Origin of the sequence: Burkholderia sp. AU31624 (genome assembly GCF_020420065.1) — a bacterium.
Classification (GTDB): Bacteria; Pseudomonadota; Gammaproteobacteria; order Burkholderiales; family Burkholderiaceae; genus Burkholderia.
In genome coordinates, this window is the sequence record NZ_JAIZRT010000002.1 from 228,473 (window position 1) to 251,133 (window position 22,661).

20 protein-coding genes are annotated in these 22,661 nt (G+C 67.1%); 6 read left to right on the forward strand and 14 right to left on the reverse strand.

Annotated features, from left to right (window positions below):
* Positions 1-53: 53 nt before the first annotated feature.
* Complete coding sequence (gene glmS / locus LGM89_RS06280; RefSeq protein WP_174947408.1) at positions 54-1,883, reverse strand: glutamine--fructose-6-phosphate transaminase (isomerizing); 1,830 nt, start codon at positions 1,881-1,883, stop codon at positions 54-56.
* Positions 1,884-2,039: 156 nt separating this feature from the next.
* On the opposite strand from glmS, the gene LGM89_RS06285 reads away from it, so the two are divergent.
* On the forward strand, positions 2,040-2,531 hold the full coding sequence (locus tag LGM89_RS06285; protein WP_021160045.1) for an Lrp/AsnC family transcriptional regulator: 492 nt from the start codon (positions 2,040-2,042) through the stop codon (positions 2,529-2,531).
* Between the two features lie 59 nt (positions 2,532-2,590).
* Here LGM89_RS06285 and panB read toward each other — a convergent pair whose 3' ends face one another.
* Positions 2,591-3,448 (reverse strand): 3-methyl-2-oxobutanoate hydroxymethyltransferase, encoded by an 858-nt coding sequence (panB, locus tag LGM89_RS06290; RefSeq protein WP_226205392.1) that lies wholly within the window; start codon positions 3,446-3,448, stop codon positions 2,591-2,593.
* A 77-nt stretch (positions 3,449-3,525) separates the two neighbouring features.
* On the opposite strand from panB, the gene LGM89_RS06295 reads away from it, so the two are divergent.
* Complete coding sequence (locus LGM89_RS06295) at positions 3,526-4,344, forward strand: AraC family transcriptional regulator (RefSeq protein ID WP_226272609.1); 819 nt, start codon at positions 3,526-3,528, stop codon at positions 4,342-4,344.
* A gap of 19 nt (positions 4,345-4,363) precedes the next feature.
* Here LGM89_RS06295 and LGM89_RS06300 read toward each other — a convergent pair whose 3' ends face one another.
* Entirely contained in the window at positions 4,364-4,897 is a 534-nt protein-coding gene (locus LGM89_RS06300) for a methylated-DNA--[protein]-cysteine S-methyltransferase (RefSeq protein ID WP_226272610.1), read from the reverse strand.
* The gene (locus LGM89_RS06305; protein ID WP_226205398.1) at positions 4,894-6,378 is read right to left on the reverse strand and encodes a bifunctional transcriptional activator/DNA repair enzyme AdaA; all 1,485 of its coding nucleotides are present in this window, start codon (positions 6,376-6,378) and stop codon (positions 4,894-4,896) included. Before LGM89_RS06305 ends, LGM89_RS06300 begins: the two co-directional genes overlap by 4 nt.
* 322 nt (positions 6,379-6,700) lie before the next feature.
* Between LGM89_RS06305 and LGM89_RS06310 the strand changes: the two genes are divergently transcribed.
* Positions 6,701-7,993, forward strand: a complete 1,293-nt coding sequence (locus tag LGM89_RS06310) for an MFS transporter (protein WP_226272611.1) — start codon at positions 6,701-6,703, stop codon at positions 7,991-7,993.
* Positions 7,994-8,080: 87 nt separating this feature from the next.
* On the opposite strand, the gene LGM89_RS06315 is transcribed toward LGM89_RS06310, so the two are convergent.
* Positions 8,081-9,184: a LacI family DNA-binding transcriptional regulator gene (locus LGM89_RS06315; RefSeq protein WP_226272612.1), complete on the reverse strand. Its 1,104-nt coding sequence runs from the start codon at positions 9,182-9,184 to the stop codon at positions 8,081-8,083.
* Between the two features lie 116 nt (positions 9,185-9,300).
* Complete coding sequence (locus LGM89_RS06320) at positions 9,301-10,353, reverse strand: RNA-guided endonuclease InsQ/TnpB family protein (RefSeq protein ID WP_226272613.1); 1,053 nt, start codon at positions 10,351-10,353, stop codon at positions 9,301-9,303.
* A 120-nt stretch (positions 10,354-10,473) separates the two neighbouring features.
* Between LGM89_RS06320 and LGM89_RS06325 the strand changes: the two genes are divergently transcribed.
* On the forward strand, positions 10,474-11,307 hold the full coding sequence (locus LGM89_RS06325; RefSeq protein WP_089428365.1) for an NAD-dependent epimerase/dehydratase family protein: 834 nt from the start codon (positions 10,474-10,476) through the stop codon (positions 11,305-11,307).
* 203 nt (positions 11,308-11,510) lie between these two features.
* Positions 11,511-12,227: a tetratricopeptide repeat protein gene (locus LGM89_RS06330; protein ID WP_226272614.1), complete on the forward strand. Its 717-nt coding sequence runs from the start codon at positions 11,511-11,513 to the stop codon at positions 12,225-12,227.
* A gap of 63 nt (positions 12,228-12,290) precedes the next feature.
* Here LGM89_RS06330 and LGM89_RS06335 read toward each other — a convergent pair whose 3' ends face one another.
* From LGM89_RS06335 to LGM89_RS06345, 3 genes are all read right to left on the reverse strand, one after another.
* Positions 12,291-12,611 carry a DUF1330 domain-containing protein gene (locus LGM89_RS06335; protein WP_089497763.1) on the reverse strand — a complete coding sequence of 107 codons (321 nt, stop codon included), beginning with the start codon at positions 12,609-12,611 and terminating at the stop codon, positions 12,291-12,293.
* A 211-nt stretch (positions 12,612-12,822) separates the two neighbouring features.
* Entirely contained in the window at positions 12,823-13,521 is a 699-nt protein-coding gene (locus tag LGM89_RS06340; protein WP_226272615.1) for a hypothetical protein, read from the reverse strand.
* 109 nt (positions 13,522-13,630) lie between these two features.
* On the reverse strand, positions 13,631-14,101 hold the full coding sequence (locus LGM89_RS06345) for a MerR family transcriptional regulator (RefSeq protein WP_226205406.1): 471 nt from the start codon (positions 14,099-14,101) through the stop codon (positions 13,631-13,633).
* A 77-nt stretch (positions 14,102-14,178) separates the two neighbouring features.
* Between LGM89_RS06345 and LGM89_RS06350 the strand changes: the two genes are divergently transcribed.
* Entirely contained in the window at positions 14,179-15,423 is a 1,245-nt protein-coding gene (locus tag LGM89_RS06350; protein ID WP_226272616.1) for an NADH:flavin oxidoreductase/NADH oxidase family protein, read from the forward strand.
* A gap of 169 nt (positions 15,424-15,592) precedes the next feature.
* Here the strand turns inward: LGM89_RS06350 and LGM89_RS06355 are convergent, their stop codons facing one another.
* The 5 genes from LGM89_RS06355 to LGM89_RS06375 all read right to left on the reverse strand — a co-directional run bounded on the left by LGM89_RS06355 (position 15,593) and on the right by LGM89_RS06375 (position 22,655).
* Complete coding sequence (locus LGM89_RS06355) at positions 15,593-17,710, reverse strand: TonB-dependent receptor (RefSeq protein ID WP_226272617.1); 2,118 nt, start codon at positions 17,708-17,710, stop codon at positions 15,593-15,595.
* A 53-nt stretch (positions 17,711-17,763) separates the two neighbouring features.
* The gene (locus LGM89_RS06360) at positions 17,764-19,878 is read right to left on the reverse strand and encodes a TonB-dependent receptor family protein (RefSeq protein WP_226272618.1); all 2,115 of its coding nucleotides are present in this window, start codon (positions 19,876-19,878) and stop codon (positions 17,764-17,766) included.
* 164 nt (positions 19,879-20,042) lie between these two features.
* Positions 20,043-20,486 (reverse strand): DUF2946 domain-containing protein, encoded by a 444-nt coding sequence (locus LGM89_RS06365; protein WP_226272619.1) that lies wholly within the window; start codon positions 20,484-20,486, stop codon positions 20,043-20,045.
* Entirely contained in the window at positions 20,464-21,927 is a 1,464-nt protein-coding gene (locus tag LGM89_RS06370) for a PepSY-associated TM helix domain-containing protein (protein WP_226272620.1), read from the reverse strand. The genes LGM89_RS06365 and LGM89_RS06370 overlap by 23 nt, the downstream gene beginning before the upstream one ends.
* 242 nt (positions 21,928-22,169) lie before the next feature.
* Positions 22,170-22,655, reverse strand: coding sequence for a hypothetical protein (locus tag LGM89_RS06375; protein WP_089497757.1), 486 nt, complete (start codon positions 22,653-22,655; stop codon positions 22,170-22,172).
* Positions 22,656-22,661: the final 6 nt, after the last annotated feature.

A 22,661-nucleotide genomic window follows, 5' to 3' on the forward strand; every position in this document is an offset into this window, starting at 1 on the left:
CGGAGGTATGTACTGGAAAACCCAGGGACCTTAGGCCCCGGAGAGGTCCACCCTCACTCCACCGTCACCGACTTCGCCAGATTCCTCGGCTTATCGATATCCGTCCCCCGTGCCAGCGCGGCGTGATACGCGAGCAGTTGCATCGGCACCGTATGCAGAATCGGCGAAAGCGGCCCGTAGTACTCGTTGAGCCGAATCACCTCGATCCCTTCGCTCGGCACCAACCCACAGTCCACATCCGCGAACACAAAAAGCCGCCCATTCCGCGCACTGACCTCGTGCATGTTCGACCGGAGCTTTTCGAGCAGCATGTCATTCGGCGCGACCGCAATCACCGGCATTTCGTTACTGACGAGCGCCAGCGGCCCATGCTTCAGCTCCCCCGCCGGATAAGCCTCCGCATGAATATACGAAATCTCCTTCATCTTCAGCGCGCCTTCGAGCGCGATCGGATAATGCATCCCGCGCCCGAGAAACAGCATGTTGTCGCGTCGTGCGAGCAGCTCCGACCAGGCCATGATTTGCGGTTCGAGCGCGAGCACTTTCGACATCGCATCCGGCAGATGTCTTAGCGCACGCAGATGCTCCTTCTCCTCGTCGTCGCTCAACCGCCCACGCACCTGCGCAAGCGACAGCGTCAGCAGAAACAAAGCAACGAGTTGCGTCGTAAAGGCCTTCGTCGAAGCCACCCCGATTTCGACGCCCGCACGCGTGACGAATTGCAGCGCACATTCCCGCATCAACGCGCTCGTGGCGACGTTGCAGATCGCGAGCGTATGCATCATCCCGCTGCGCTTCGCGACATGCACCGCCCCGAGCACATCGGCCGTCTCGCCGCTCTGCGACACCGCGACAACGAGCGTGCGCGGATTCGGCACACTGTCGCGATACCGAAACTCGCTGGCGATTTCCACGCTGGCCGGCAGCTTCGCAATGCTCTCGATCCAGTACTTCGCCGTGAGGGCCGCGTGATAACTACCGCCACAGGCGAGCAACAACACCGAATCGACGTCGTTGAAAACCCGCCAAGCACCATCACCAAACAACTCCGGCATGATCGACGACACATCGAGCAACGTGTCGGCCACCGCCTGCGGCTGCTCGAAGATCTCCTTCTGCATGTAGTAGCGATACGACCCGAGATCGGCCGCCCCGCTATGCGCGGCGACTCGCTGCACCGCACGCTCGACACGCTGGCCGGCCGCATCGACGATCCAGTAGCGGTGCAGCTGGATATCGGCAACGTCACCGTTCTCCAGGTAAGCGATGCGATCGGTAATCCCCGACAGCGCAATCGCATCCGACGCCAGAAAATTCTCGCCTTCGCCGACACCCACGACGAGCGGCATGCCATCGCGCGCACCGACGATCCGGTGCGGCTCGTCGCGGCACATCACCGCGATCGCATAGCTGCCGCGCAGTCGCGCAACCGCACGCCGCACCGCATCGAACAGGTCGCCGTCGTAAAGATGATCGATCAGGTGCGCGATGGCCTCGCTGTCGGTCTGGCTCGCGAACACGTAGCCATGCGCCTGCAGTTCCGCACGCAGTTGATCGCAGTTCTCGATGATCCCGTTATGCGACAGCGCGATGCGCGCATTGGCGTCGCTCGGCGAGAAGTGCGGATGCGCGTTGAGCGTGACGGGCGCGCCATGCGTGGCCCAGCGCGTATGCGCGATCCCGGTGTAACCCGACAGCGCATGCTCGGCGATCTCGCGCTGCAGGTTGGCCACACGATCGACGCTGCGGGCGCGCGCCAGCGCCCGGTCGCGGTACACCACGACGCCGCACGAATCGTAGCCGCGGTATTCGAGCCGCTTCAGGCCGTCGACCAGGTTCGGCAGGATGTCCCGCTGGGCGACCGCCCCGACAATTCCACACATATCGCGCTCCGTAAATGTCCTGTCTGGATCAGTGAGAGCGATGGTAGGGCGAGCCAAATGGAATTAAATTTCAAAATACGACAACAAATGAAACGAACGATAGATCGTCTATCATGTTGAAATTAAATTTCACGTCCTGACCGGAAGGAGCCTCCGATGGCCGGCATCACCCTCGACGATCTCGACCTGCGCATCCTCGCGATCCTGCAGGACGACGCGTCGGTGTCGAACCTGCAACTGGCCGAGCGGGCGCTGTCGTCGCCGCCCACCTGCATGCGCCGCGTGCGCCGGCTGACGGAAGCCGGCGTGATTCGTCGGCAGGTCGCGGTGCTCGACCCGGTGGCGATCGGCACGGCCGTCACCGCGCTGATCGAGATCAGCCTCGACCGGCAGACGGCCGAAGACTACGACGCGTTCGAAGCGTACGTATGCGCGGAGCCGGCCGTCACGCAGTGCTATCGCGTGTCGCCGGGGCCGGATTTCGTGGTGGTGGCGGATCTGGCCGACGTCGCCGAATACGACGAATTCGCGCGCCGGCTGTTCACCGGCGCATCGAACGTCCGCAACGTGCGGACGTTCTTCTCGACGCATCGCGCGAAATTCGAAGCGAACGCTCGGGTCACGCACGCGATGCGCAAGCGCGCGTGAGGTGATTGCACCATCATTCGCGATGCGTTCGCGCATGCCTGCGCGACGTCATCACGTCATCACGCAGCCGCGTCAGCCGCGCCCACCAGTTGCAACGGCTTGCCATACCCGAAGCAATGCGCGGGCTCCGGAAACACACGCTGCCGCACGTCGTGCGCGTACAGACGAATCGCATCGCGCATCACCGCATTCGCATCGGCATAGCGCTTCACGAAGCGCGGCGTGTACGCATCGAATGCGCCGATCATGTCCTCGGTCACGAGCACCTGTCCGTCGCATGCGGGCGATGCACCGATGCCGATCGTCGGGATCGTCAGCGTGTCGGTGATATGGCGCGCGAGCGCTTCGGCCGTCCCTTCGATGACGACGCTGAACGCGCCGGCCCGTTCCGCCGAACACGCGGCATCGAACACCTGCGCGGCCGAGCGCGGGTCCATCCCCTGCGCGCGGAAGCCGCCCGTCGCGTTGGCCTGCTGCGGCATGAGGCCGACGTGCGCCATCACCGGAATGCCGCGCTCGGTCAGGAAGCGGATCGTGTCGCCCATCTCGCTGCCGCCTTCGAGCTTCACGGCTTGCGCGCCGGTTTCGGCGAGCAGGCGCGCGGCGGAGCGATACGCCTGCACGGGCGATTCCTGGTACGTCGAGAACGGCAGGTCGACGACGACGCATGCCTGCGCGGCGCCGCGCACGACAGCCGCACCGTGTGCAATCATCATGTCGAGCGTGACGCGCAGCGTATCGGGCATCCCGTACAGCACCATGCCGACGGAGTCGCCGACGATGATCACGTCGGCCACCTCGTCGACGAGCTTCGCCATCGGCGCGGAATACGCGGTCAGCGACACGAGGCTGCCGATGCCCTTGGTCGAACGGATCGCGGTGACGGTCTTGCGGGTGGTGCGGGTATGAGCGCTCATGAACGGAAGCCGTGTGAAGGAAGAGCCGCCACGGTAGCATCGCGCTCGTTCGTGCAATGACCTTCGGAGGACGTCTTATGGTGCTGGCGGGACAATCGGGTGACCCTTACGCGGTGCCGCCGATGGCGCGCCTGCCGAGGCCGCTGTACGTGCGTGCGTTCGGCATTCCCGGCAACGTGAGCATCGACGCGCACAGTCATCCGTGGGCGCAGCTGATGTATGCGACGAGCGGGGTGCTCGAGGTGTCGACGCCGTCGGGCCGGCACCTGCTGCCGCCGCACTATGCGATGTGGATTCCGCCGCACGTGCCACATGCGGTGTCGACGCGCGATTGCGTCGCGTTCCACAGCCTGTATCTCGATGCGGCGATCGCGCGCGACGACGTGCACGACGATTGCGCGATCCTCTGCATGACGCCGCTGCTGCGCGAGCTGGTGCTCGCCACGGCCGACTTACCGGTGAACTATGACGAGACGGGGCCGGACGGTGCGCTCGTCTGCCTGATCGCCGACCGGATCGCACGCATGCGGCAGGCGCCGCTGACGGTGCCGCTGCCGCGCGATCCGCGTCTGCTGAAAATCGCGCGTGCGCTGCATGCGGATCCGGGCGATACGCGCAATCTCGACGAATGGGGCCATCAGGTCGGCGCGACGCGACGCACGCTGTCGCGGCTGTTCCGGCAGGACACGGGGCTGTCGTTCACCGAATGGCGGCAGGCGGTGCGGCTGCTGGCGGCGCTGCCGCTGCTCGATGCGGGCGAGCCGATCGGCGCGGTGGCCGCGCAACTGGGCTACGACTCGACGTCATCGTTCATCGCGCTGTTCCAGGCGAAATTCCAGCTGACGCCCGGCGCGTATGCGAAGCGTGAAGCGCGCCGGCCCGTGCTGAACGCGTGACGCGGCGGCACACGCCCTCTCAGAACGCGAGCGCCTGCTGCACCGGATGGTCGGCGCCGCGCTCGAACCCCGCGCCTTCGAGCGACAGCAGCGCACGCTTGCGATCGATGCCGCCCGCATAGCCGGTCAGGCTGCCCGACGCGCCGACCACGCGATGGCACGGCACCATGATCGACACCGGATTCCGGCCGACCGCACCGCCCACGGCGCGCGCGCCGCTCATCGGCAACCCGACGCGCTCGGTGATGTCGCCGTACGTCACGAGTTCGCCGAACGGAATCGCGAGCAGTTCCTTCCATACCCGTCGTTGAAACGCGGTGCCTCGCAGGTGAATCGGCACGGAGAATGTCTCGCGCATGCCGGTGAAGTACTCGGCGATTTCTTCCGCGACCTTGCGCGCGAGCGGCGACATCGCGAGCGCGTCTGCTTCGGTCACGATCGCAACCGGCGGGAAGTATTTCTGGCCGACGAAGTAGAGGCCCGTCAGCGCATCGTCCTCGATGCGCACGGCGATGTCGCCCAGCGGGCTCGGAATCAGGTGAGCGGGAGTCATCGCGACACATCTCCATGAAGGCGCCACACGTGCAGTGCGGCATACGCGCGCCACGGCGCCCAGCGCGCCGCATGCGGCGCGGATGATGGCACACGGGCGCGTTCGGTGCGCGCGGGCAGCCACGCATCGTCGGCCGGGAACGCATTCGGCCAGGCCATCGCACGCATCGCGACGTACTGCACCGCGTGCTCGTCGAAACCCGGCAGCGCGCGCAGTGCGTCAAGCGTCGTGTCGAGCGGCGCCATCGGTTCGAGTGAGAGCGTGCCGTCGTCGACTGCGCGGGCGAGCGACACGATCGCCCGTGCGGGTTCGCGCGAGATGCCGATCGTTTCAAGCGCGGAAGGCGGCAGGGCGGCCAGCGTCGCGGCGGAGGGCAGCGCGTGCGTGAGGCCCGGCGGCGCGCCTTCGATCGATGTGCCGAAACGTTCGGCGAGGCGCGCCAGCACCGGCGCGCCCGCATGCGTCGCCGCAAGCCGTTCGCCTGCAATCGCACGGATCGCGATCTCGACACCGTCGAACGCGCCGGGGACACGCAGGCCCGGCGAGCCGCTCGCGAGTTCGCCGAGATGCGCGTCGATCACGTCGGGGCGGCTGTCGAGATCGAACAGCCGCCGCACGCGCGCGAGCACGGCCGGTACGACCGGCGTCAACGAGGGCGACACGGTGACGGCCAGCGCGAAGCGCTGCGGCACGTGCGCGACGGACAGCCAGCCGGCCACGCGCCCGTTGTCGGCGGTGGTGTTCCCGTTGCGGTTCGGCAATTCGACGACACGCGCATAACCCTGCGCATCGATCCGCTCGACACCGTCGATCTGCCGCTGCGCGAGAAAGCGCATCAGGTCGTCCCACGCGAACGGCGGGCGATACGGCAGCGGGAACGTCATGTCGCCGTCGGCCGATGCGCGGGCTCCTTTGCGCAGCCGCAACGGATTGAGGCCGTAACGCTGCAGGAACAGGTCGTTGAAGCGCCGCACGCTGCCGAACCCGGCCGTGGACGCGACGACGGCCACCGGCAGCGCGGTATCGGTCAGCAACCGCTTGGCCATCAGCAACCTGTGCGTCTGCGCGAACTCGACCGGCGACACGCCGAACTGCGCACCGAAGATCCGGCGCAGGTGGCGTTCGGTCACGCCGACGCGCCGTGCGAGCGCATCGACGGAATGGGCGTTCAGGAAACCGTCCTCGATCAGCGTGGCGGCTGCGTCGGCGAGCGTGCCGGACAGGTCGAGCAGCCCGTGGCCGGGCGCGAGCTCGGGGCGGCATCGCATGCAGGGTCGAAAGCCGGCTTTCTCGGCGGCCGCGGCGCTCGGGTAGTAGCTGCAGTTCTGCGCTTTCGGCGGTTTCACCGGGCAGACGGGGCGGCAATACACGCCCGTCGTCGCGACGCCGACGAAGAACCAGCCGTCGAAGCGGCGGTTCCGCGAAAGCAGGGCGTCGTAGCAGGTATCGGGATCGAGGCGCATGAGACGACTGTAAACCATCCCGCTCCCCGATTCTGGCTGGAATCGGACATGTGTCTCGGCGGTCGTCCCCTCGCGCGCCGGTCGGGAAAATCGGGGAAAAACGATTAATGCCATGTAGTGAAACAGTCGTCTCTTTTGCGGTTGACTAATTTGAGATGACTCATCGAAATCCCCGACTGACAGGGCATGGGCGCACGTCCTATTCTTTGAAAAACGTTTTCCAGATTGATCGGCGGAATCGGCCGTGCGCGACAGGCGCGCCGCCGTCCGCCCCGGCGCCGGTCGCCGGTCAACGAACAACGTGCGGCGCGACGTGCGCGGCCGCGCATCGGAGACATTCATGCAATCTGCCGTCGTCGGCGCCGTGCGCGCGGCCGCCAGCCGCTACCGCTGGACCGTCTGTGCGCTGCTGTTTTTCGCGACCGTCATCAACTACATGGATCGGCAGATCCTCGGCCTGCTCGCGCCGATGCTCCAGCACGACATCGGCTGGAGCCAGGTGCAGTACGGCCGCATCGTGATGGCGTTTTCCGCGTTCTATGCGCTTGGTCTGCTCGGCTTCGGGCGCATCGTCGACCGGCTCGGCACGCGCATCTCGTATGCGCTGGCGATGCTGGTGTGGAGCATCGCCGCGATGCTGCACGCGGCGGTCGGCTCGGTGATGGGCTTCGCGTTCGTGCGCGCGCTGCTCGGGATCGGCGAGGGCGGCAACTTCCCGGCCGCGATCAAGACGACGGCCGAATGGTTCCCGCGCCGCGAACGCGCGCTCGCCACCGGCATCTTCAACTCGGGCGCGAACATCGGCGCGGTGTTCGCGCCGGCGATCATCCCGGCGATCGCGGTGGCCTACGGCTGGCGCGCGGCGTTCGTGATCGTCGGTGCGATCGGCATCGTGTGGCTCGCGGTGTGGCTCGTGCTCTATCGCCAGGCCGATACGCGCGCGCTGGCCGCGGAGTACGACGAGCCGCGCGACGAAGCGGAAGCGCTCGACGCGGCGAACGCGAATGCCGGCGCGCCGCGCTGGGGCGAACTGATTCGCAAGCGCGAGACGTGGGCGTTCCTGATCGGCAAGTTCCTGACCGACCCGGTGTGGTGGTTCTACCTGTTCTGGCTGCCGAAGTGGCTGAACGAATCGCGCGGGATGGACATGCAGCACATCGGCCTGCCGCTCGTCTGCATCTATGCGCTGACGACGGTCGGCAGCATCGGCGGCGGCTGGCTGTCGTCGATGCTGCTGCGCGCGGGCTGGAGCGCGAACGGCGCGCGCAAGACGGCGATGCTGATCTGCGCCTGCTGCGTGCTGCCGATCGCGTTCGTGTCGCAGGTGCAGAGCCTGTGGGCCGCGGTGCTGATCGTCGGCCTCGCCGCCGCCGCGCACCAGGGCTGGTCGGCGAACCTGTTCACGACGGCGTCCGACCTGTTCCCGCGCCGCGCGGTGGCATCGGTGGTCGGCATCGGCGGGATGGCCGGTTCGATCGGCGGCGTGCTGTTCTCGGAAGTGATCGGCCAGGTGCTGCAGCGCACGGGCCACTACTGGGTGCTGTTCGCGATCGGTGCGTCGGCCTACCTGATCGCGTTGGGCGTGATGCACCTGCTCACGCCGAAGATGAAGCCTGCGCAGCTCGACGCGTGATGGTGTGATTGTGTAATCGCGTATCCGCAAACGAACGCGCCGCCCAAGGGCGGCGCGTTTTCTTGTGCAGGCGCGAAAACAGGGAACTCAGCCGGCCGCGGCCGTCGACGCGCGCATGATCAGCCGCGGTTCGAACGTCGAATAGCTCGCATCGGTGCGGCCCGCGAGCGCATCGATCAGCTTCTGCATCGCGAGCTCGCCCATGTTCTCGCTCTGGATGTCGACGGTCGTCAGCGCGGGCGCCGCGTATTCGCCATACGGCACGTTGTCGATGCCGGCGACCGACACGTCCTGCGGCAGCCGGAAACCGAGCGACGCGGCTTCCTTCATGAAGCCGAGCGCGATCAGGTCGTTGTAGCAGATCACGGCCTGCGGGCGCTGCGGCCCGAGCATCACGCGCGAACACGCACGCTCGCCGGCCTCGGCGGTCGGCGCATGCGCATCGTGCACGTCGAGCGTGAGCCCGGCTTCCGCGAGACAGTCGCGCGCGCCCTGGATCCGTTCGTCGTTCACGCGTGCGGTGCCGAAGCCGAGATACGCGATGCGCGTGTGGCCGAGATTGAGCAGGTGGCGCGCGAGCATATAGGTCGACAGCCGGTTGTCGATGCCGACGCTCGGAATCGGCAGGCCGGGGCTGCGGCGCAGCAGCACGAGCGGCTTGTTGAGATCGAGCATCCAGCCGGCTTCTTCATCCGGCATCCGCGTGCTGACGATCAGCCCGTCGACGCGCTGCGCGAGCGCCTCGATCAGCGAGCGTTCGCGCGCCTGGCTCTCCTCGGTATCGACGAGCAGCAGCGTGTAGTCGTGCTGGAGCGCGACGCGGTTCGCGCCTTTCACCACGTTCGTGAAGTGCGGGTTGCTGATGTCGAGGATCACGAGGCCGATCGTGCGCGTGCGGCCGGTGATCATCGAGCGCGCGAGCGGGTTCGAACGGTAGCCGAGCCGCTCGATCGCCTCCTTGAGCCGGGCCTCGACGGTCGGCGAGAAGCGCTGCGTGCCGTTCACGTACTTCGATACCGTCGCGACCGACACGCCGGCTTCCGCCGCCACGTCGCGGATCGTCGGGGAAACTTTTTTCATTCGAAGGGTAACGTTTTCGTTCCGTAAGGCCGGATTGTGGCAGAAAAAGGGCGCGCGCGGCCACGCGCCGATATCGGGAAAGTGCGGATGGCTGCGGACGGGTTCGGCCATTGACGTTCGGCAGCGCGCCCGCGTATAGTTGGAAAACGTTTTCCGATTCTGGTCAAATACCAGCTCGGCGCCCAGGTCAGATTCAAGGAGATTCATTGACGTCCTCCTCCGCCCGCCTAAAGGCGGAGGATTCCCACACCTGGCGATGCACGTCCGCATCGGAGAATGTTCAACGCAGCGTTGATATCACGATCATGCACGACACCGCAGTCACTGCAGGCCCACTCTCTTATTCGCAGCCCCGCGATACCTTTCGGCCGCGTCGTGCTGTCTTTCGACCCGCACGCCGAACAGGACTGGGTAGAACCGCTTTCGTCGACTTCCTCGAACGTGGCTCCGTGCGCGATCGCTTTGTAGCGGAGCTTGTTTCGGAAGGACGACCAGGATGCGTCGTAGACGCTCTTCGCCATCCTGGTTCTGGCGAGTTTGACAGCCGACACGTTGCCGACCGCGATGTAATCGAAGCGCCGCACCAGATCGAGCGCAAGCTTGTGCTGGAAATCGGCACGGGCATTCGCGACCTTGGCGTGCAGCTTCGCGATATGCCGCTTGTGCTTTCTCGCCCGTTGCGCTTTCGCCAGCTTTTCCGCCGCTCGTCGACCCAACTGGTCATTGGGCAGCTTCTCGCCGGTCGAAAGTGTGGCGAAGTCTTTCAGGCCGAGATCGATGCCGACACCGGAACGGATTGGGCGGGCCTGAACTTCGGGCATCTCGATCACGATATTCAAGAACCAGTTGCCGCGCGCATCCTGCGCAAAATTGGTCCCATTCTTGATCTTGCCTTCTGGAAGCGGCCGACTATTGAACACGCGAAAGCTGTTGCCGGCGAAGCGAAATGCGTTGCCTTCCCGCTTCAGGTCACGGCCCTTCAGCGGCACCCAGCCAAGCGATTTCCTGCCGCGATAGCGCAGGTAGGGCCGACGGTGCTGACTGCGCGACTTCGCGTATTGCTCACACGTTGCATTGACCGTTCCGGAGTGAACGCCGAGCTCCTTGCTGCTGCCGGTGGTCAGCACGTTCAGATCAAAACCCGTGGGCCACTTCTTGTTCCACTTGAGCGCGTGCTTCTGCGTGTCGTTGCAGAAGTTCCAGACGTAGTTCACCGCACGGCTCTGCTTGTTAAGCAGTCCGTTGAGCGATTTCACCCGGTAACGGTAGACAAGGATCATGCCGGCCATCCTAACCCGTGGAAGAAGCTGCCTGTCAAGCGCACTCCTTTCACTCTCCGCCCCGTGTCCCCAAGGAAGTTTCCTTGAGGAAAAGAGCGGAGTCTCTCGGAGAAAATTCTGATGAACGCCTCATCCACCGGCGCGCGCAAACCGTTCGGGCGCCTGCTGCTGACAGGCGCGGCCGGCAACCTCGGCCGCCAGTTGCGCGGCGCGCTCGCCGACTGGGCCGACGTCGTGCGCGTCAGCGACATCGCGACGCTCGGCGACGCGGCCGCGCATGAAGAAACCCGCGTCGTCGACCTGGCCGACCGGGCCGCGGTGATGCAGCTCGTCGACGGCGTGGACGCGATCGTCCACCTCGGCGGCATTTCGGTCGATGCGCCGTTCGACGATCTCGTCGGCGCGAACATCACCGGCACGTACAACCTGTACGAAGCCGCGCGCAAGCACGGCGTGAAGCGCGTCGTGTTCGCGAGCTCGAACCATGCGATCGGCTTCCATCCGGTCACGGAAGTGCTCGACGCCGATTCGCCGCTGCGCCCCGACAGCCTGTACGGCGTGACGAAGTGCTTCGGCGAATCGCTGTCGCGCTACTACTTCGACCGCTTCGGGATCGAGACCGTGTGCCTGCGGATCGGCTCATCGTTCGAAGTGCCAAAGAATCCGCGCATGCTCGTGACGTTCCTCAGCTATCGCGACTTCATCGAGCTGGTGCGCTGCTCGCTGCTGACGAACCGCGTCGGGCACGCGATCGTGTACGGCGCGTCGGACAACCCGGTGAAGTGGTGGGACAACACGAAGGCAGGCTTCCTCGGCTTCCGCCCGCGTGACAGCTCCGAGCAATTCGCCGGGCTGTTCCCGGTGACGGCGCCGACCGCCGACTACGACGATCCCGCGCAGCGGTTCCAGGGCGGCGGGTTCGTCGTCGGCGAGCCGATGGAGCGCAAGGGGTAGCCGGCACGGTGGGGCGAGGGCCGCTTCATTGACGACGGATTTGCGATTGCGGTAAAAGGAAAGCCATCCGGTGCGACAGGTTCCGCCATGCGGGGCCGCAGAACGACGATACGCACCGGACGGCTGCATGCGAAGCGCGACACGTGGGGGCACGATGTCGTGCTTCGCCGTAATCCGATCGAATAATCACAATATCGAGAGCAATGAAAAAACCCCTATTGGCGCTGTGCGCCGCGCTGGCCGTTGCGCCGGCATTTGCCGATCTGAAGGACGGGTTGGCCGCCTACGAGAAGAAGGACTACCAGACCACCATCCCCGAGCTGACGACCGCGGGTAACGCCGAAGCAGCCGCGTTGCTTGGCAAGTACTACCGCTACCCGAGCAGGGACGACGAGCAGGCGGTGAAGTGGAGCTTCATCGCCGCCCAGCATGGCGACGTGAAGATGCAGTACGACATGGCCGTACGGATCGACGATATCGCGTGGCGGCTGTTCCGTCGTGAAGAGGATCCGGCCAAGCGTTATTTCCGCGTGGCCGCGGATTGCTTCCAGCTGGCAGCCGACCGTGGCTACGCACCCGCGCAGAGCGCGCTCGGCTTGATGTACGACATGGGGTTGAAGCTGCCCGCGGACCTCGACAAAGCCACTGCGCTGTATCGTTCGGCCGCGCGCCAGGGCGATCCACTGGGGCTCGAAAGCATGGGAACGCTCTATCAGAAAGGGCGTGGCGTGAAGCAGAACCAGCTGACCGCGTACACGTTCTACCTCGCGGCGTTGAAATCCGCAAAGGGCAGCCGCAAGGTCGAGTTCTCCGAGGTATCGGCCGCCGAACTCGACGGCGTGCTGTCGGCGCGCGATCGGGAGAAAGCGAAGGCGACGGTCGACGCGTGGGAGCCGGGTCAGCCGCTCGAAGGGATGTAACGCCGCCGTCGGCGCGTGGCGGCCCAACAGCCCGATTGGCGACCGGCGGCGTGTAATGCTTCGTCAGCGCAGGATGTCGGTCGCCTTGTGCCGCGCGTCGACGCCGTCGATCAGGATCAGCGGGCCGCTCGCGTGCCGCGCGCGCAGCGGCTGGATCTGCCGGTACGCATCCGATTCGTACCACGCGCGCGCCGTGTCGAGATCGGGAAACGCGATCGCGATCAGGTCGCCGCGCCACGCGCCTTCACGTACCTCGGGCCGCGCGCCGTGAATCACGAAATGACCGCTGAAAGGCGCGAGCGTGCCGTCGATGCGTTCGAGATATTCGACGATGTCGTCGCACATCTCGACGTCGTGCAGGTGGGCGATGGCGTAGGCGGTCATGGGAGGCTCCTTGATGTGATGCGGTTCGTGCGTCGATGGAGCCATCATCGCGGCGTGGGCGGCGCGCGTCGATTACCTGCGACGTAAGCAAATCTGCGCGGCTGCGGAAGGGGGCAGGCGTGTGCCGGCAGACACACTGCGCGTGCGGCGCGGCAGCGTCCGCGCATACCGCTTGTCCGCACGCATCGTCAGTCGCGGCGCGGCGTCACCATCAATGCGTCTTGCTGCAAGCCGGATCGCTACCTCGCCGCTCGGCCGAATCACACCAGTAATCCGGCCGCCACGCTTCGAACGTGACCGCTTTCGCCGCATTGGCGCGCGTGACGCGCACCGGGTCGGCTTTCAGCGCATCGCCGTTCGGATCGTCGTTGAAGCGCCAGTTCCGGAACACCTCGCGATGGAACACCCACGTGCGATGCGCGTTGTCGTAGCGAAACGTGACACGGTCGCGCCAGTGGTCATGGCCCGCGAATACGCCCTGTTCGACCGTGAAGGTGCGCGGTTCGACCGTGAGCGCGTTCTCGGCGACGCCATCCAGATACGGGTCGCCCATCCCGCCTTCGTCGGCTTTCATGATCACGGCGTCGTTGCGCGCCGCCAGCCGGTAGTGCCCGTCCTTGCCCGGCAGGAAGATCATCAGCGGACGCAGCGACGCCTTGCGCATCGAATCGTCGGGTTGATGCGCGACGACGACATAGCCGATGCCGGTGCTGTCGGTCAGGCGCCCCGACGCGGCATCCAGCGCTTCGTAGCCGGCGGGAAGCTGCGCGACGATGTCGTGCGGAAGGTCGGGTGCGTTGGGGCAAGCGGATGTCGCAGGTGAATCAGGGCACGTCCCAGCGCAGGCACCGCCGATGGCGAACGTCAGCAGCGCGGCGACGAGGAATCCTTTGATGCGGGGGATCGTCATGCGGATCGAGTCATGAGATGAGGTCACGCCGCGGAAGCCGGCGCGCACGCGCCGTCTCGTCTCGCCGCAGCGCGGGTTGGTTGTTCGTCAGGTGCCGCAGTGTAACCAGTCATGCGCGCTTGCGTGTCGGCCGCGGGACCGGCGCGGGCACCGGTGCCGACGCCGACGCTTCCTCGGCCTGCGCGCACAGCCGGTCGAGCATTCGTTGCGCGGTTTCCGCGCAATCCTCGCCCTCCGGCTTGTTCTCGATTTCCTCGATCAGCACCTCCAGATGTTGCCGGTTCTGCGCGAGACGCTGTTCGAGCCGCACGATTTCGTCGACCTTGTGCCGCAGCGCCACCAGCAGCTCGTCGCGCGGCCACGCGCCGAGATCGGGCGGCAACACCGCGCGGATTTCGTCGAGCGCAAAACCCGCGCGCTGCGCGCGGTCGATGATCGCGAGCCGCGTCAACGCTTCCGACCCGTATTCCCGATAGCCATTCGCCTGCCGACGGGCCGGTTCGAGCAGCCCGCTCGCTTCGTAGAAGCGGATGCGCGACGCCGCGAGGCCGCTCGCCTTCGCCAGTTCGCCGATTTTCATGCCGTGCTCCAAAAGGGCTTGACCTTAAAGTTGACTTTAAAGTTATCGTTGGGCATCGTCAATCGAGGGTGCCCTCCATGAACCTGTTTACACCGCTGACACTGCCCAACGGGGCGGTGATTCCGAACCGTCTGGCCAAGGCCGCGATGGAAGAGAACATGGCCGATGCGAACCACGCACCGTCCGACGCGTTGCTGCGCCTGTACCAGGCGTGGGCCGATGGCCAGGTCGGCCTGATTCTGACCGGCAACGTGATGGTGGACGGCCGCGCGATGACGGGGCCGAACGGCGTTGTGCTCGAGAGCGATGCGCATCTCGACCGCTTCCGCCGCTGGGCGCAGGTGGCGCGCTCGGGCGGCGCGCACGTGTGGATGCAGATCAATCACCCGGGGCGCCAGATGCAGGCGGCACTCGGCCAGACGACGCTCGCGCCGTCGGCCGTGCCGCTCGCGCTCGGTGCGCTGTCGAAGCAGTTCCCGGTGCCCAAGGAGATGACGCCGGCCGATATCGCCGACGTGCAGCAGCGCTTCGTGCGCGCCGCGCAGCTCGCGGAGCAGAGCGGCTTCACCGGCGTGGAGATCCATGCGGCGCACGGCTATCTGCTGAGCCAGTTCCTGTCGCCGCTGACGAACCGCCGGCAGGACCCGTGGGGCGGCAGCATCGAGAATCGCGCACGCCTGCTGCTCGACATCGTGCGGGAGGTGCGCGCGACGGTGTCGCCGCAATTCGCGGTCGCGGTCAAGCTGAACTCGGCCGATTTCCAGCGCGGCGGCTTCAGCGCGGACGATGCGAAGCGCGTGGTCGAACTGCTGAATCCGCTCGGCGTCGATCTCGTCGAACTGTCGGGCGGCAGCTACGAAGTGCCGGCGATGCAGGGCGAGGCGCGCGACGGGCGCACGCTGGCCCGCGAAGCGTATTTCCTCGAATTCGCGCGCGACATCACGGCGGTCGCGCGGATGCCGCTGATGGTCACGGGCGGCATCCGGCGCCGCGTGGTGGCCGAGCAGGTGGTCGACAGCGGCGTGGCGATGGTCGGCATCGCGACCGCGCTGTCGATCGAGCCGAACCTGCCGCGCGACTGGCGGGCCGGCAAGGACAGCGCGCCGGTGCTGGAACCGATCCGCTGGAAGAACAAGGCGCTGGGCGCGCTGGCCAACATGGCGGTCGTCAAGTTCCAGCTCACGCGGCTGAGCGTTGGCCGGCGCACGCACCCGCAGGTGTCGCCGCTGCGCGCGCTGGTCGGGCAGCAACTGGCCGCGCAGTGCCAGACGCGGCGCTACCGGAAGTGGATGGCGGGGCGCGCGGCAGGCACGCGTGCGTGACGTGCGGTCATGCGGCCCGGCGACGGGTTCGTCGGGCCGCCGTGCGCCGATCCAGGGCGTTCATGCGGTTGCGTCAGTGGCCGCGCATTCGCGGTGAGGTCGCGATGAAATGCGCCCGCCGCAGGGCATGCGCACCGGCGGCGGGTGCGGCGCACCGCATCGCGCCGCGTCAGAACCGGTAGTTCGCCACGACTTCGAGCCGCCGGTCGTTACCGAGCAGGTATTGCGTCTCGTTGTAGTACGCGGACTGCACGAAGCGCCGGTTGAACACGTTGTACGCGCGCGCGGTGATCGTCGTGTCCTTGCGCGGTTTCCACGCGAGGCCGAGGTCGACCGTGGTGTACGACGGCATCACGAGCTGGTTCGCCGTGTCGGCGAAACGCTTGCCGACGTACCTGACGCCCGCGATGCCCGTCCAGTCCGGCGCGAAGCGCCAGCTCACCCACAGGTTCGCGAGCCGCTGCGGCACCGACACCGGCACGTTGCCCGCGCGCGACACCGTCGTGCCGCCGGACGTCTGCTGGAAGTCGTCGTATTTCGCGCGCAGGATCGACACGTTCGCGTCGACGCGCCAGTCCTGCGCGATCTCCGCGCCGACCGTCGCCTCGAGCCCGCGCGACGACTGCCGGCCGATCTGGATCGACTGGTTCGGGTTCAGCGGATCGGCCGTCAGCAGATTGCTCTTGACGATCCGGTACGCGGCGAGCGTCCATTCCGCCTTGCCGCCGAGGAACGACTGCTTCACGCCGATCTCGATCTGCCGGCCGGTCGCGAGCGTGAAGTTCGCCTTCGACGCATTCAGCGACAGCAGCGAGCTGATCGGATCGGCCGCGACCGAATACTGGCCGTATACGGCGAGGCCGGGCTGCACGTCGTACACGGTGCCGATGCGCCAGCCCGTGTTCGCGAACACCTTCGTGAATGCGCCGCCGTTCACGAGATCGTCGCGGTTCACGCTCGCATGGTCGTAGCGCAGCCCGCCGATCACCGACCAGCGCGGCGTGATCTCCAGCCGGTTCTCGGCGAACAGCGCGTACTGGTTCGCCTGGCTGCGGTACTTCGGGTAGGTGCCGGCCGTGTTGATGAAGCTGCCCGGATCGAAGTTGAACGGATCGACCGTCGACGTGCCCGAATACGGCGAGTTGTTGTCGTGCTGGAACGTCGTGTGATTGAACTCGAAGCCCGTCGAGAACGTGTTGCGCATCCCGAGCAGCGCGGTGGTGACGGTGGCCGCCGTCACGTTGCCGTACTGCTCCTGGTCGTGGAAGATTTCCGTGAAGCTGCTGCGCCGCACTTGCGCGGTCGACGGCAGGTACGTGTAGTACTCCGCATCCTTCCAGTGACGGTTGCTCTTCATCCGGTACAGCGTGCTCGTCACGTTCAGGCTGTCGCTCGGCTGCCAGTTCGCCGCGACCGTCGCCCAGCTGTCGCGGAACGCGATGTCGCTGTCGCCGACGTTGTAGTTCTTCTTGTCGAGCGCGCGATCGCGCGCGCCGTTCACGAGCGGCACGCCGAAATACTGCATCGGATGCTGGAAGCCCTGCGCGTACGACGCGGTCACGTACAGGTCGGCGCTCACGTCGTAGCGCAGCGCGCCGGAGATCGACAGGTTGCGCGAATTGCCGCGGTCGACCCAGTTCGACGAACGGTTGCCGCTGATGTCGAAGCGGTACGACAGCGTGTCGTTGATCGCACCGCCGCTGCCGAACGCGACCCGCGCCGTGCCCTCGGTGCCGCCGCCGACCTGCAGCTCGTTCTGGATCGCGCCGCGGGTCGGCTTCTTCGGCACGATGTTGACGACCCCGCCGATCGCGCCTTCGCCGTAGATCACCGACGCCGGGCCGCGCAGCACGTCGATATGGTCGACCGACCACGTGTCGAACGGAAACGTGATGCCGATCGCGCCGTACGGGCGCACGCCGTCATAGAGCTGCGTGACCGACGACGCGCCGACGAAGCCGCGCGCGCCGAGCTCCGAGCCCCCGTTGCCCGGATGCGGCGACGCGCTGATGCCGGCGGCGCGGCTCACCGCGTCGACGATCGCGCTGTCGCCGCGCGTGTCGAGCGTCTTGCGATCGATCTGCTCGACGCTCGCGGGCGTTTCGAGCGAAGTCAGGCCGAGACGGCTGCCGGTGTCGAGCGGCTGCGTGAGCGGTGTCGCCTTCTGGGCGCTGACGCGAATCGGGGCGAGCGTGGCGCCGGCGCTCGCGGCATCGCTTTCCTGGGCTTGCCCGGCGGGCGAGAAGGCCGCGAGCAAGGCGGCGGGCAGCATCAATCTGAACTTCATGTTTCGAGATCCTTTGAATCTGCTTAATGCGGTGTTGCTTGAAAGGCGGCGCATCAGAACGCGTACCGCATGCCGGCGAACACGCTGCGCCCTTCGCCCGGATAGAAGATCGCGGTGTTCGCGGTGCGCGCATCCGCGACCGTGCTGATGTCGCTCACATAGCGCTTGTTGGTCAGGTTGCGCGCGTCGACGAACAGCGAGAGGCCATTGCGGAAGTCGTAGCCGGCTTGCAGCCCGAGCAGCGTATAGCTCGGCACGCGCAACGTGTTTGCATCGTCGGCCCATGCGCCCGACGGCACCCAGTCGAGCGTCGCCGCGATGTGGAAGCCGCTCGGCCGCGCGTATCCCAGCGTCGCGCGCAGCACGTTCAGCGGCACGCCCGCGATCCGGTTGTTGCCGTACTGCGGGTCGTTCTTGAAGCGGAAGTCGTTCAGGTTCCAGATGCCCGACAGCGTGACCTTGTCGCCCGCGCCGCGACCGGTGACGTTGCGCAGCAGCTCGACCGACGCGCCGGCCTCGATCCCTTGCAGCACCGTCTTGTTCGCGTTGAACGTCGACGCCGGGACGTCCGGGTTCGTCGTGTACTGCAGCAGCTGGTCGCGCACGAGCGAGCGATAGGCGGTCACGTCCCAGCTCACGCGCTCGCGCGAGCCGCGCGTGCCGAACTCGATCGTCCACGCGTGCTGCGCGGCGAGCGGCGTGAAGCGCGTCGTGTTCGAGAAGGTCTGCGTGAGGTCGGTGAAGTCGGGTACGTCCTGGCTGCGCGTGACGTCGACGTAGGCCTGGGTGTGCGCGTCCGGCTGCCACAGCAGCCCGAGCTTCGGATTGACGCCGCTGTAGCTCGCGTTCGTCGACTTGGTGTTCGGGCTGCGCGGCAGCCCGCCGTTGTCGATGTACTCGCGCACCGAGTGCAGCACCTTCACGCCCGTCATCAGCGCGACGGTCGGCACGAAGAACAGCCGGTTCTCGACATACGCCTCGTAGTTGAACGCCGTTTGCGTCGAGTCGAGCGTCTGCGCGCCCTTGTTGCCGTTGACGTTCACGTACTGGTTCGCCTGCGTGCGGCCGCCGAAGAAGCGTGCACCGACGATCAGGTCGTTACGCATCCCGCCGAGCGTCAGGTGGCCCGTGTAGCGCGGCGCGAAGCCGTAGGTCCAGCCGTCCTGGTCGAGCGCCTGGAAGATCGGGTGATAGAGGCTCTTGTGGATCGCCCACGTGTCGAATTGCAGCTCGCCCGAATCGAGCTTCACCGTCGTGCGGTTCGCGATCCGCTCGGTGCGCGTGTTGCGCGCCTGGTCGCCCGATATCGCGTTCGGCGCGGCTTTGGTCGGATTGTTCAGCGCGTCGGACAGCGACAGCGTGCCGGGCAGCAACTGGTCCACGACGTACACGCCGACATGGAAGCGCGTCTCGACCGTCGGGCTGAACCGGTAGCCGACGTTCGCGTTGAACTGCTCGTATTGCCCCTTCGAATGATCGCGATAGCCGTCCGCGTGGTTGACGCTGAAGTTCGCGAGGAAGTCGAGCGGGCCGAGCACGCGCGAGATCTGCGCGCTGGTGCGCACCGTGCCGTAGCTGCCGCCTTCCACGCGCACGATGTTCGGCGCGTCGGCGGTATGGGCGGTCGGCGTGATGAAGTCGATCGCGCCGCCGAGTGTCGACGCACCATACGCGAGGCCGTTGCCGCCCTTGTAGACCTGCACCGCCTGCAGCGCGAGCGGATCGATCTGGTAGTAGTCGCCGCTGCCGTCCGCGAGGTTGGTCGGGATGCCGTCCTGCAGGATCTCGAGGCCGCGCGTGTGGTACGAGCGGGCGATGCCCGAGCCGCGAATCGACAGCCGCAACTCCTGGCCGTAGCGGTTCTCGACGAACACGCCCGGCACGTCCTTCAGCACGTCGCGCAGCGTGAACGCGTAGGTGTTCCGGTAGCTGTCGGCATCGACGAAGCCCACCGAGCCGACCGTCTGCTCGAGCGTGCGCTTCAGGCTGCCGGTCGATTTCGATGTCAGCGAGTCCATCTCGCGGGGTGCGTTGACGTTGATTGCGGGCAGGGGCGACGCGGCCGGTGCGTCGGTTGGCGCGTCGGCGCTCTGTGCGCAGGCGGCCGACGCGGAGAGCACGGAGATCGCGCCGGACAGCGCGACGGCAATACGGGTCAAGGTAAGCATGTCGTTGTACGTAGGACGATGATGAGTCGGACACGATGCGCGCCATGCACGGCACCGGCCGCCGCGCGTGGTCACGCGCGCGGGCTTGGCATCGGGCACCGGCAGGGCGGGCAGGCGAAGCGGGCGGCGCCGCGCGGCGTACGGCGGCGCGGTCGCGAGGTGCGTCAGGCGTGGGCGGAAGGCGGCCCGCGCGCGGCGAGCGCGTAGCGCTTCGGCAGGTGGCAGGCAGAGGGGATCAGCGGCGCGGGCGGCGCATGCCGCACGGCCGGGGAAGCGGAGAGCAACACCGCATACTGCAGCGGCGGATGGCCGGCGAGCAGGCTGCAATAGCCGCAGCGGTCGAAATGCTTGCCGGATGGAGAATCGGACAGCGAATCGGAAGACGCTTTCGGTTCCGCGTGCGTCAGGAGCGTGTTGCCGGTTGCCGAGCAGATCGGCGCGGCCGGCAGGCCGTCATCGGCTGCGGCAGCGCGCAGTTGCGAGATCAGCGGCGCGACGAGCGCGAGCACGAGCGCGAACAGCCCGAGCCACGCGGTGGCCCGGGCTTGTCGCGTCGGCGCGCCGCGTGTGCCGGCGCGCGATGAATCAGGCCGCTGTGCGCGCCGCACGGCCGAACAGCACACGGTCGATCAACCAGACTGCGACGATCGTCGCGCCCATCAGCGGGAAGACGATGCCGAGCAGCACGAGCCCCGCGATCCAGCCGCGCATCGGCGGCGCGCCGCGTTCGCGCGACGGCGCGCCCAACTTGCGAGCCGGGCGGCGCTTCCACCACATCACGGTGCCCGTGACGGCCATCGCGGCCAGCCCGAGCGACAGCACCGCGCAGACGATCTGGTTCGCGAGCCCGAAGTAGCGGCCCATGTGCAGCGACGTGCCGTACGACACGGCGCGCGATACCGCGCCGTAGTCGTCGTAGCGGATGTCCTTCAGCACGGCCCCGCTGTACTGGTCGAGGTAGATCGTCCGCTCGGCTTTCGGGTCGTCCGGGAAGTACGACGCGGTGAACACGCCATCCACGCCGGACGGCAGCGCGAGCGTATAGCCGCTCGTCACGCCGAGGCCCGCGACGATCGCGATCGCGCGGGCCAGCGGCAGCGGTGCCGGCGTCGGTGCCGACGGCGAATGCGGAACGGGCACGTTGCCGACCGCCCACGGCGTTTGCGGCAACGGCAGGTCGTCCATCACCATCCCCGGCATCGACTCGCCGGAGTCGTGGTGATGGCCGGACGGTGCGGCAGCCTGGGCAGGTGCGGGCGCCGCGGCGGCACCGGGGCGCGTCGAGCGAACCGACCCGCCGCCCCATGCGCCTTCCGGCGCGCCGAGGTTCACGGTCGCGGCCAGCGCCTTGAAGTTCTTGCCCCACGAGCCCGACCACGGCAGCCCCGTCAGGATGAACGCGATCGTGCCGGCCGCGAGCCAGATGCCGGCGGTTGCGTGGAGGTTTTTCCACAGCGGCCGGCCGCGCAGCGACAGGTCGGGGCGCAGTGCCTGCCCGACGCGCGCCGCGCCGCGCGGCCACCATAATGCGATGCCGGTGCCGATCATCACGAAGGTCCAGCACGCGGCGAGCTCCATCAGCAACTCGCCCGTTTTGCCGAGCAGCAGCTTGCGATGCAGCATCCGGTCGATCTGCATGAAGCGGTTCTCGACGCTCAGCGTGCCGAGCACGCTGCCGTCGTACGGGTTCACGTACACGCTCTCGCGGCTGCCGTCGCGCAGCCGGAACACGTATTCGGCGCTGCGGTCCGGCGCGGTCGAGACCTGCACGGACACCGGCGTCGAGCCGGCCGGCATCGCGGTGCGCGCGCGCGCGAGCAGCGTGTCGGCATCGAGCCGCGGCGTGGCGCGCGGCTCGACGACGAGCCGGTGCGGATACAGCAGCGGCTCGATCTGCGGCTGGAAGCAATAGAGCGTTCCGGTGATCGCGAGGACCACCAGGAACGGCATGACAAACAGGCCGGCATAGAAGTGCCAGCGCCAGAGTGTCCGGTAGCCGGCGTGGGCGGATTGGGCGGGCGAGATCGCCCGTTCGACGGTGGTCGACATGGTGTCAGCTCCTCGGGTTCGTTGAGCGGCCGCGCCGGCACGGGCCGGCGGACGTCAACGCGCGTTGCGCCCGCCGGCCGGCATCGACGGAACGGGCGGCGCGGCGCCATGCGCGGAAGCGGCGCATGACGGCGTCGCCCGCGCGAGGCGGGCAGGCGGGTGAACGGTTGAATCAGGTCGTGTGAGACGAACGGCATGCAGGCGCGCGCACGTCGACGTGCACGAGCCGCGGGGCGGAACCGTCAGCAGGACAGCGGAGGGGCGCGGGAGGGTGGGCGATCGTCGAAGATCGATCGCACGACAGGAATGCGGTCGACGTGAATCCGGAAGCGCCGTGGCGCGGCGGCGGGAAACAGCAGCACCAGCAGCACGAACGACGCCAGCGCGGTAAACAGCGCGGCGCCGAATGCGCACAGGCTGTCGCCGCTGCCGGACGAGGTCGCATTGTCGGCATGGCCGTCATGCTTGAGCGCATCGGCGAGCGCGCGCGCGTCGTTGGCCGGTGTGATCGGCGCGCCGGCATCGAAACGGGCCGCCAGCGCGGCGACGTTGACGATCAGCGGGCCGCGGCCCGAACACAGCACCACCGAGCCCGCATCCGGACCGTCCGGATCGAGCATCACGGCGCCCGACATCAGCGCGCGGGACAGCAGCGTCACGAGGAGGATCCCCCACAGAAGCTGTCGCGCGACGCCTTGCCGGAGCAGAAAGCGGCGAAGTGCGTTCATGGCGCG

Bases quoted from the DNA above. Each gene is read 5' to 3' on its own strand.
- glmS (WP_174947408.1), bottom strand. From the start codon at position 1,883: ATGTGTGGAATTGTCGGGGCGGTCGCCCAGCGGGACATCCTGCCGAAC.
- LGM89_RS06285 (WP_021160045.1), top strand. From the start codon at position 2,040: ATGGCCGGCATCACCCTCGACGATCTCGACCTGCGCATCCTCGCGATC.
- panB (WP_226205392.1), bottom strand. From the start codon at position 3,448: ATGAGCGCTCATACCCGCACCACCCGCAAGACCGTCACCGCGATCCGT.
- LGM89_RS06295 (WP_226272609.1), top strand. From the start codon at position 3,526: ATGGTGCTGGCGGGACAATCGGGTGACCCTTACGCGGTGCCGCCGATG.
- LGM89_RS06300 (WP_226272610.1), bottom strand. From the start codon at position 4,897: ATGACTCCCGCTCACCTGATTCCGAGCCCGCTGGGCGACATCGCCGTG.
- LGM89_RS06305 (WP_226205398.1), bottom strand. From the start codon at position 6,378: ATGGTTTACAGTCGTCTCATGCGCCTCGATCCCGATACCTGCTACGAC.
- LGM89_RS06310 (WP_226272611.1), top strand. From the start codon at position 6,701: ATGCAATCTGCCGTCGTCGGCGCCGTGCGCGCGGCCGCCAGCCGCTAC.
- LGM89_RS06315 (WP_226272612.1), bottom strand. From the start codon at position 9,184: ATGGCCGAACCCGTCCGCAGCCATCCGCACTTTCCCGATATCGGCGCG.
- LGM89_RS06320 (WP_226272613.1), bottom strand. From the start codon at position 10,353: ATGATCCTTGTCTACCGTTACCGGGTGAAATCGCTCAACGGACTGCTT.
- LGM89_RS06325 (WP_089428365.1), top strand. From the start codon at position 10,474: ATGAACGCCTCATCCACCGGCGCGCGCAAACCGTTCGGGCGCCTGCTG.
- LGM89_RS06330 (WP_226272614.1), top strand. From the start codon at position 11,511: ATGAAAAAACCCCTATTGGCGCTGTGCGCCGCGCTGGCCGTTGCGCCG.
- LGM89_RS06335 (WP_089497763.1), bottom strand. From the start codon at position 12,611: ATGACCGCCTACGCCATCGCCCACCTGCACGACGTCGAGATGTGCGAC.
- LGM89_RS06340 (WP_226272615.1), bottom strand. From the start codon at position 13,521: ATGACGATCCCCCGCATCAAAGGATTCCTCGTCGCCGCGCTGCTGACG.
- LGM89_RS06345 (WP_226205406.1), bottom strand. From the start codon at position 14,101: ATGAAAATCGGCGAACTGGCGAAGGCGAGCGGCCTCGCGGCGTCGCGC.
- LGM89_RS06350 (WP_226272616.1), top strand. From the start codon at position 14,179: ATGAACCTGTTTACACCGCTGACACTGCCCAACGGGGCGGTGATTCCG.
- LGM89_RS06355 (WP_226272617.1), bottom strand. From the start codon at position 17,710: ATGAAGTTCAGATTGATGCTGCCCGCCGCCTTGCTCGCGGCCTTCTCG.
- LGM89_RS06360 (WP_226272618.1), bottom strand. From the start codon at position 19,878: ATGCTTACCTTGACCCGTATTGCCGTCGCGCTGTCCGGCGCGATCTCC.
- LGM89_RS06370 (WP_226272620.1), bottom strand. From the start codon at position 21,927: ATGTCGACCACCGTCGAACGGGCGATCTCGCCCGCCCAATCCGCCCAC.
- LGM89_RS06375 (WP_089497757.1), bottom strand. From the start codon at position 22,655: ATGAACGCACTTCGCCGCTTTCTGCTCCGGCAAGGCGTCGCGCGACAG.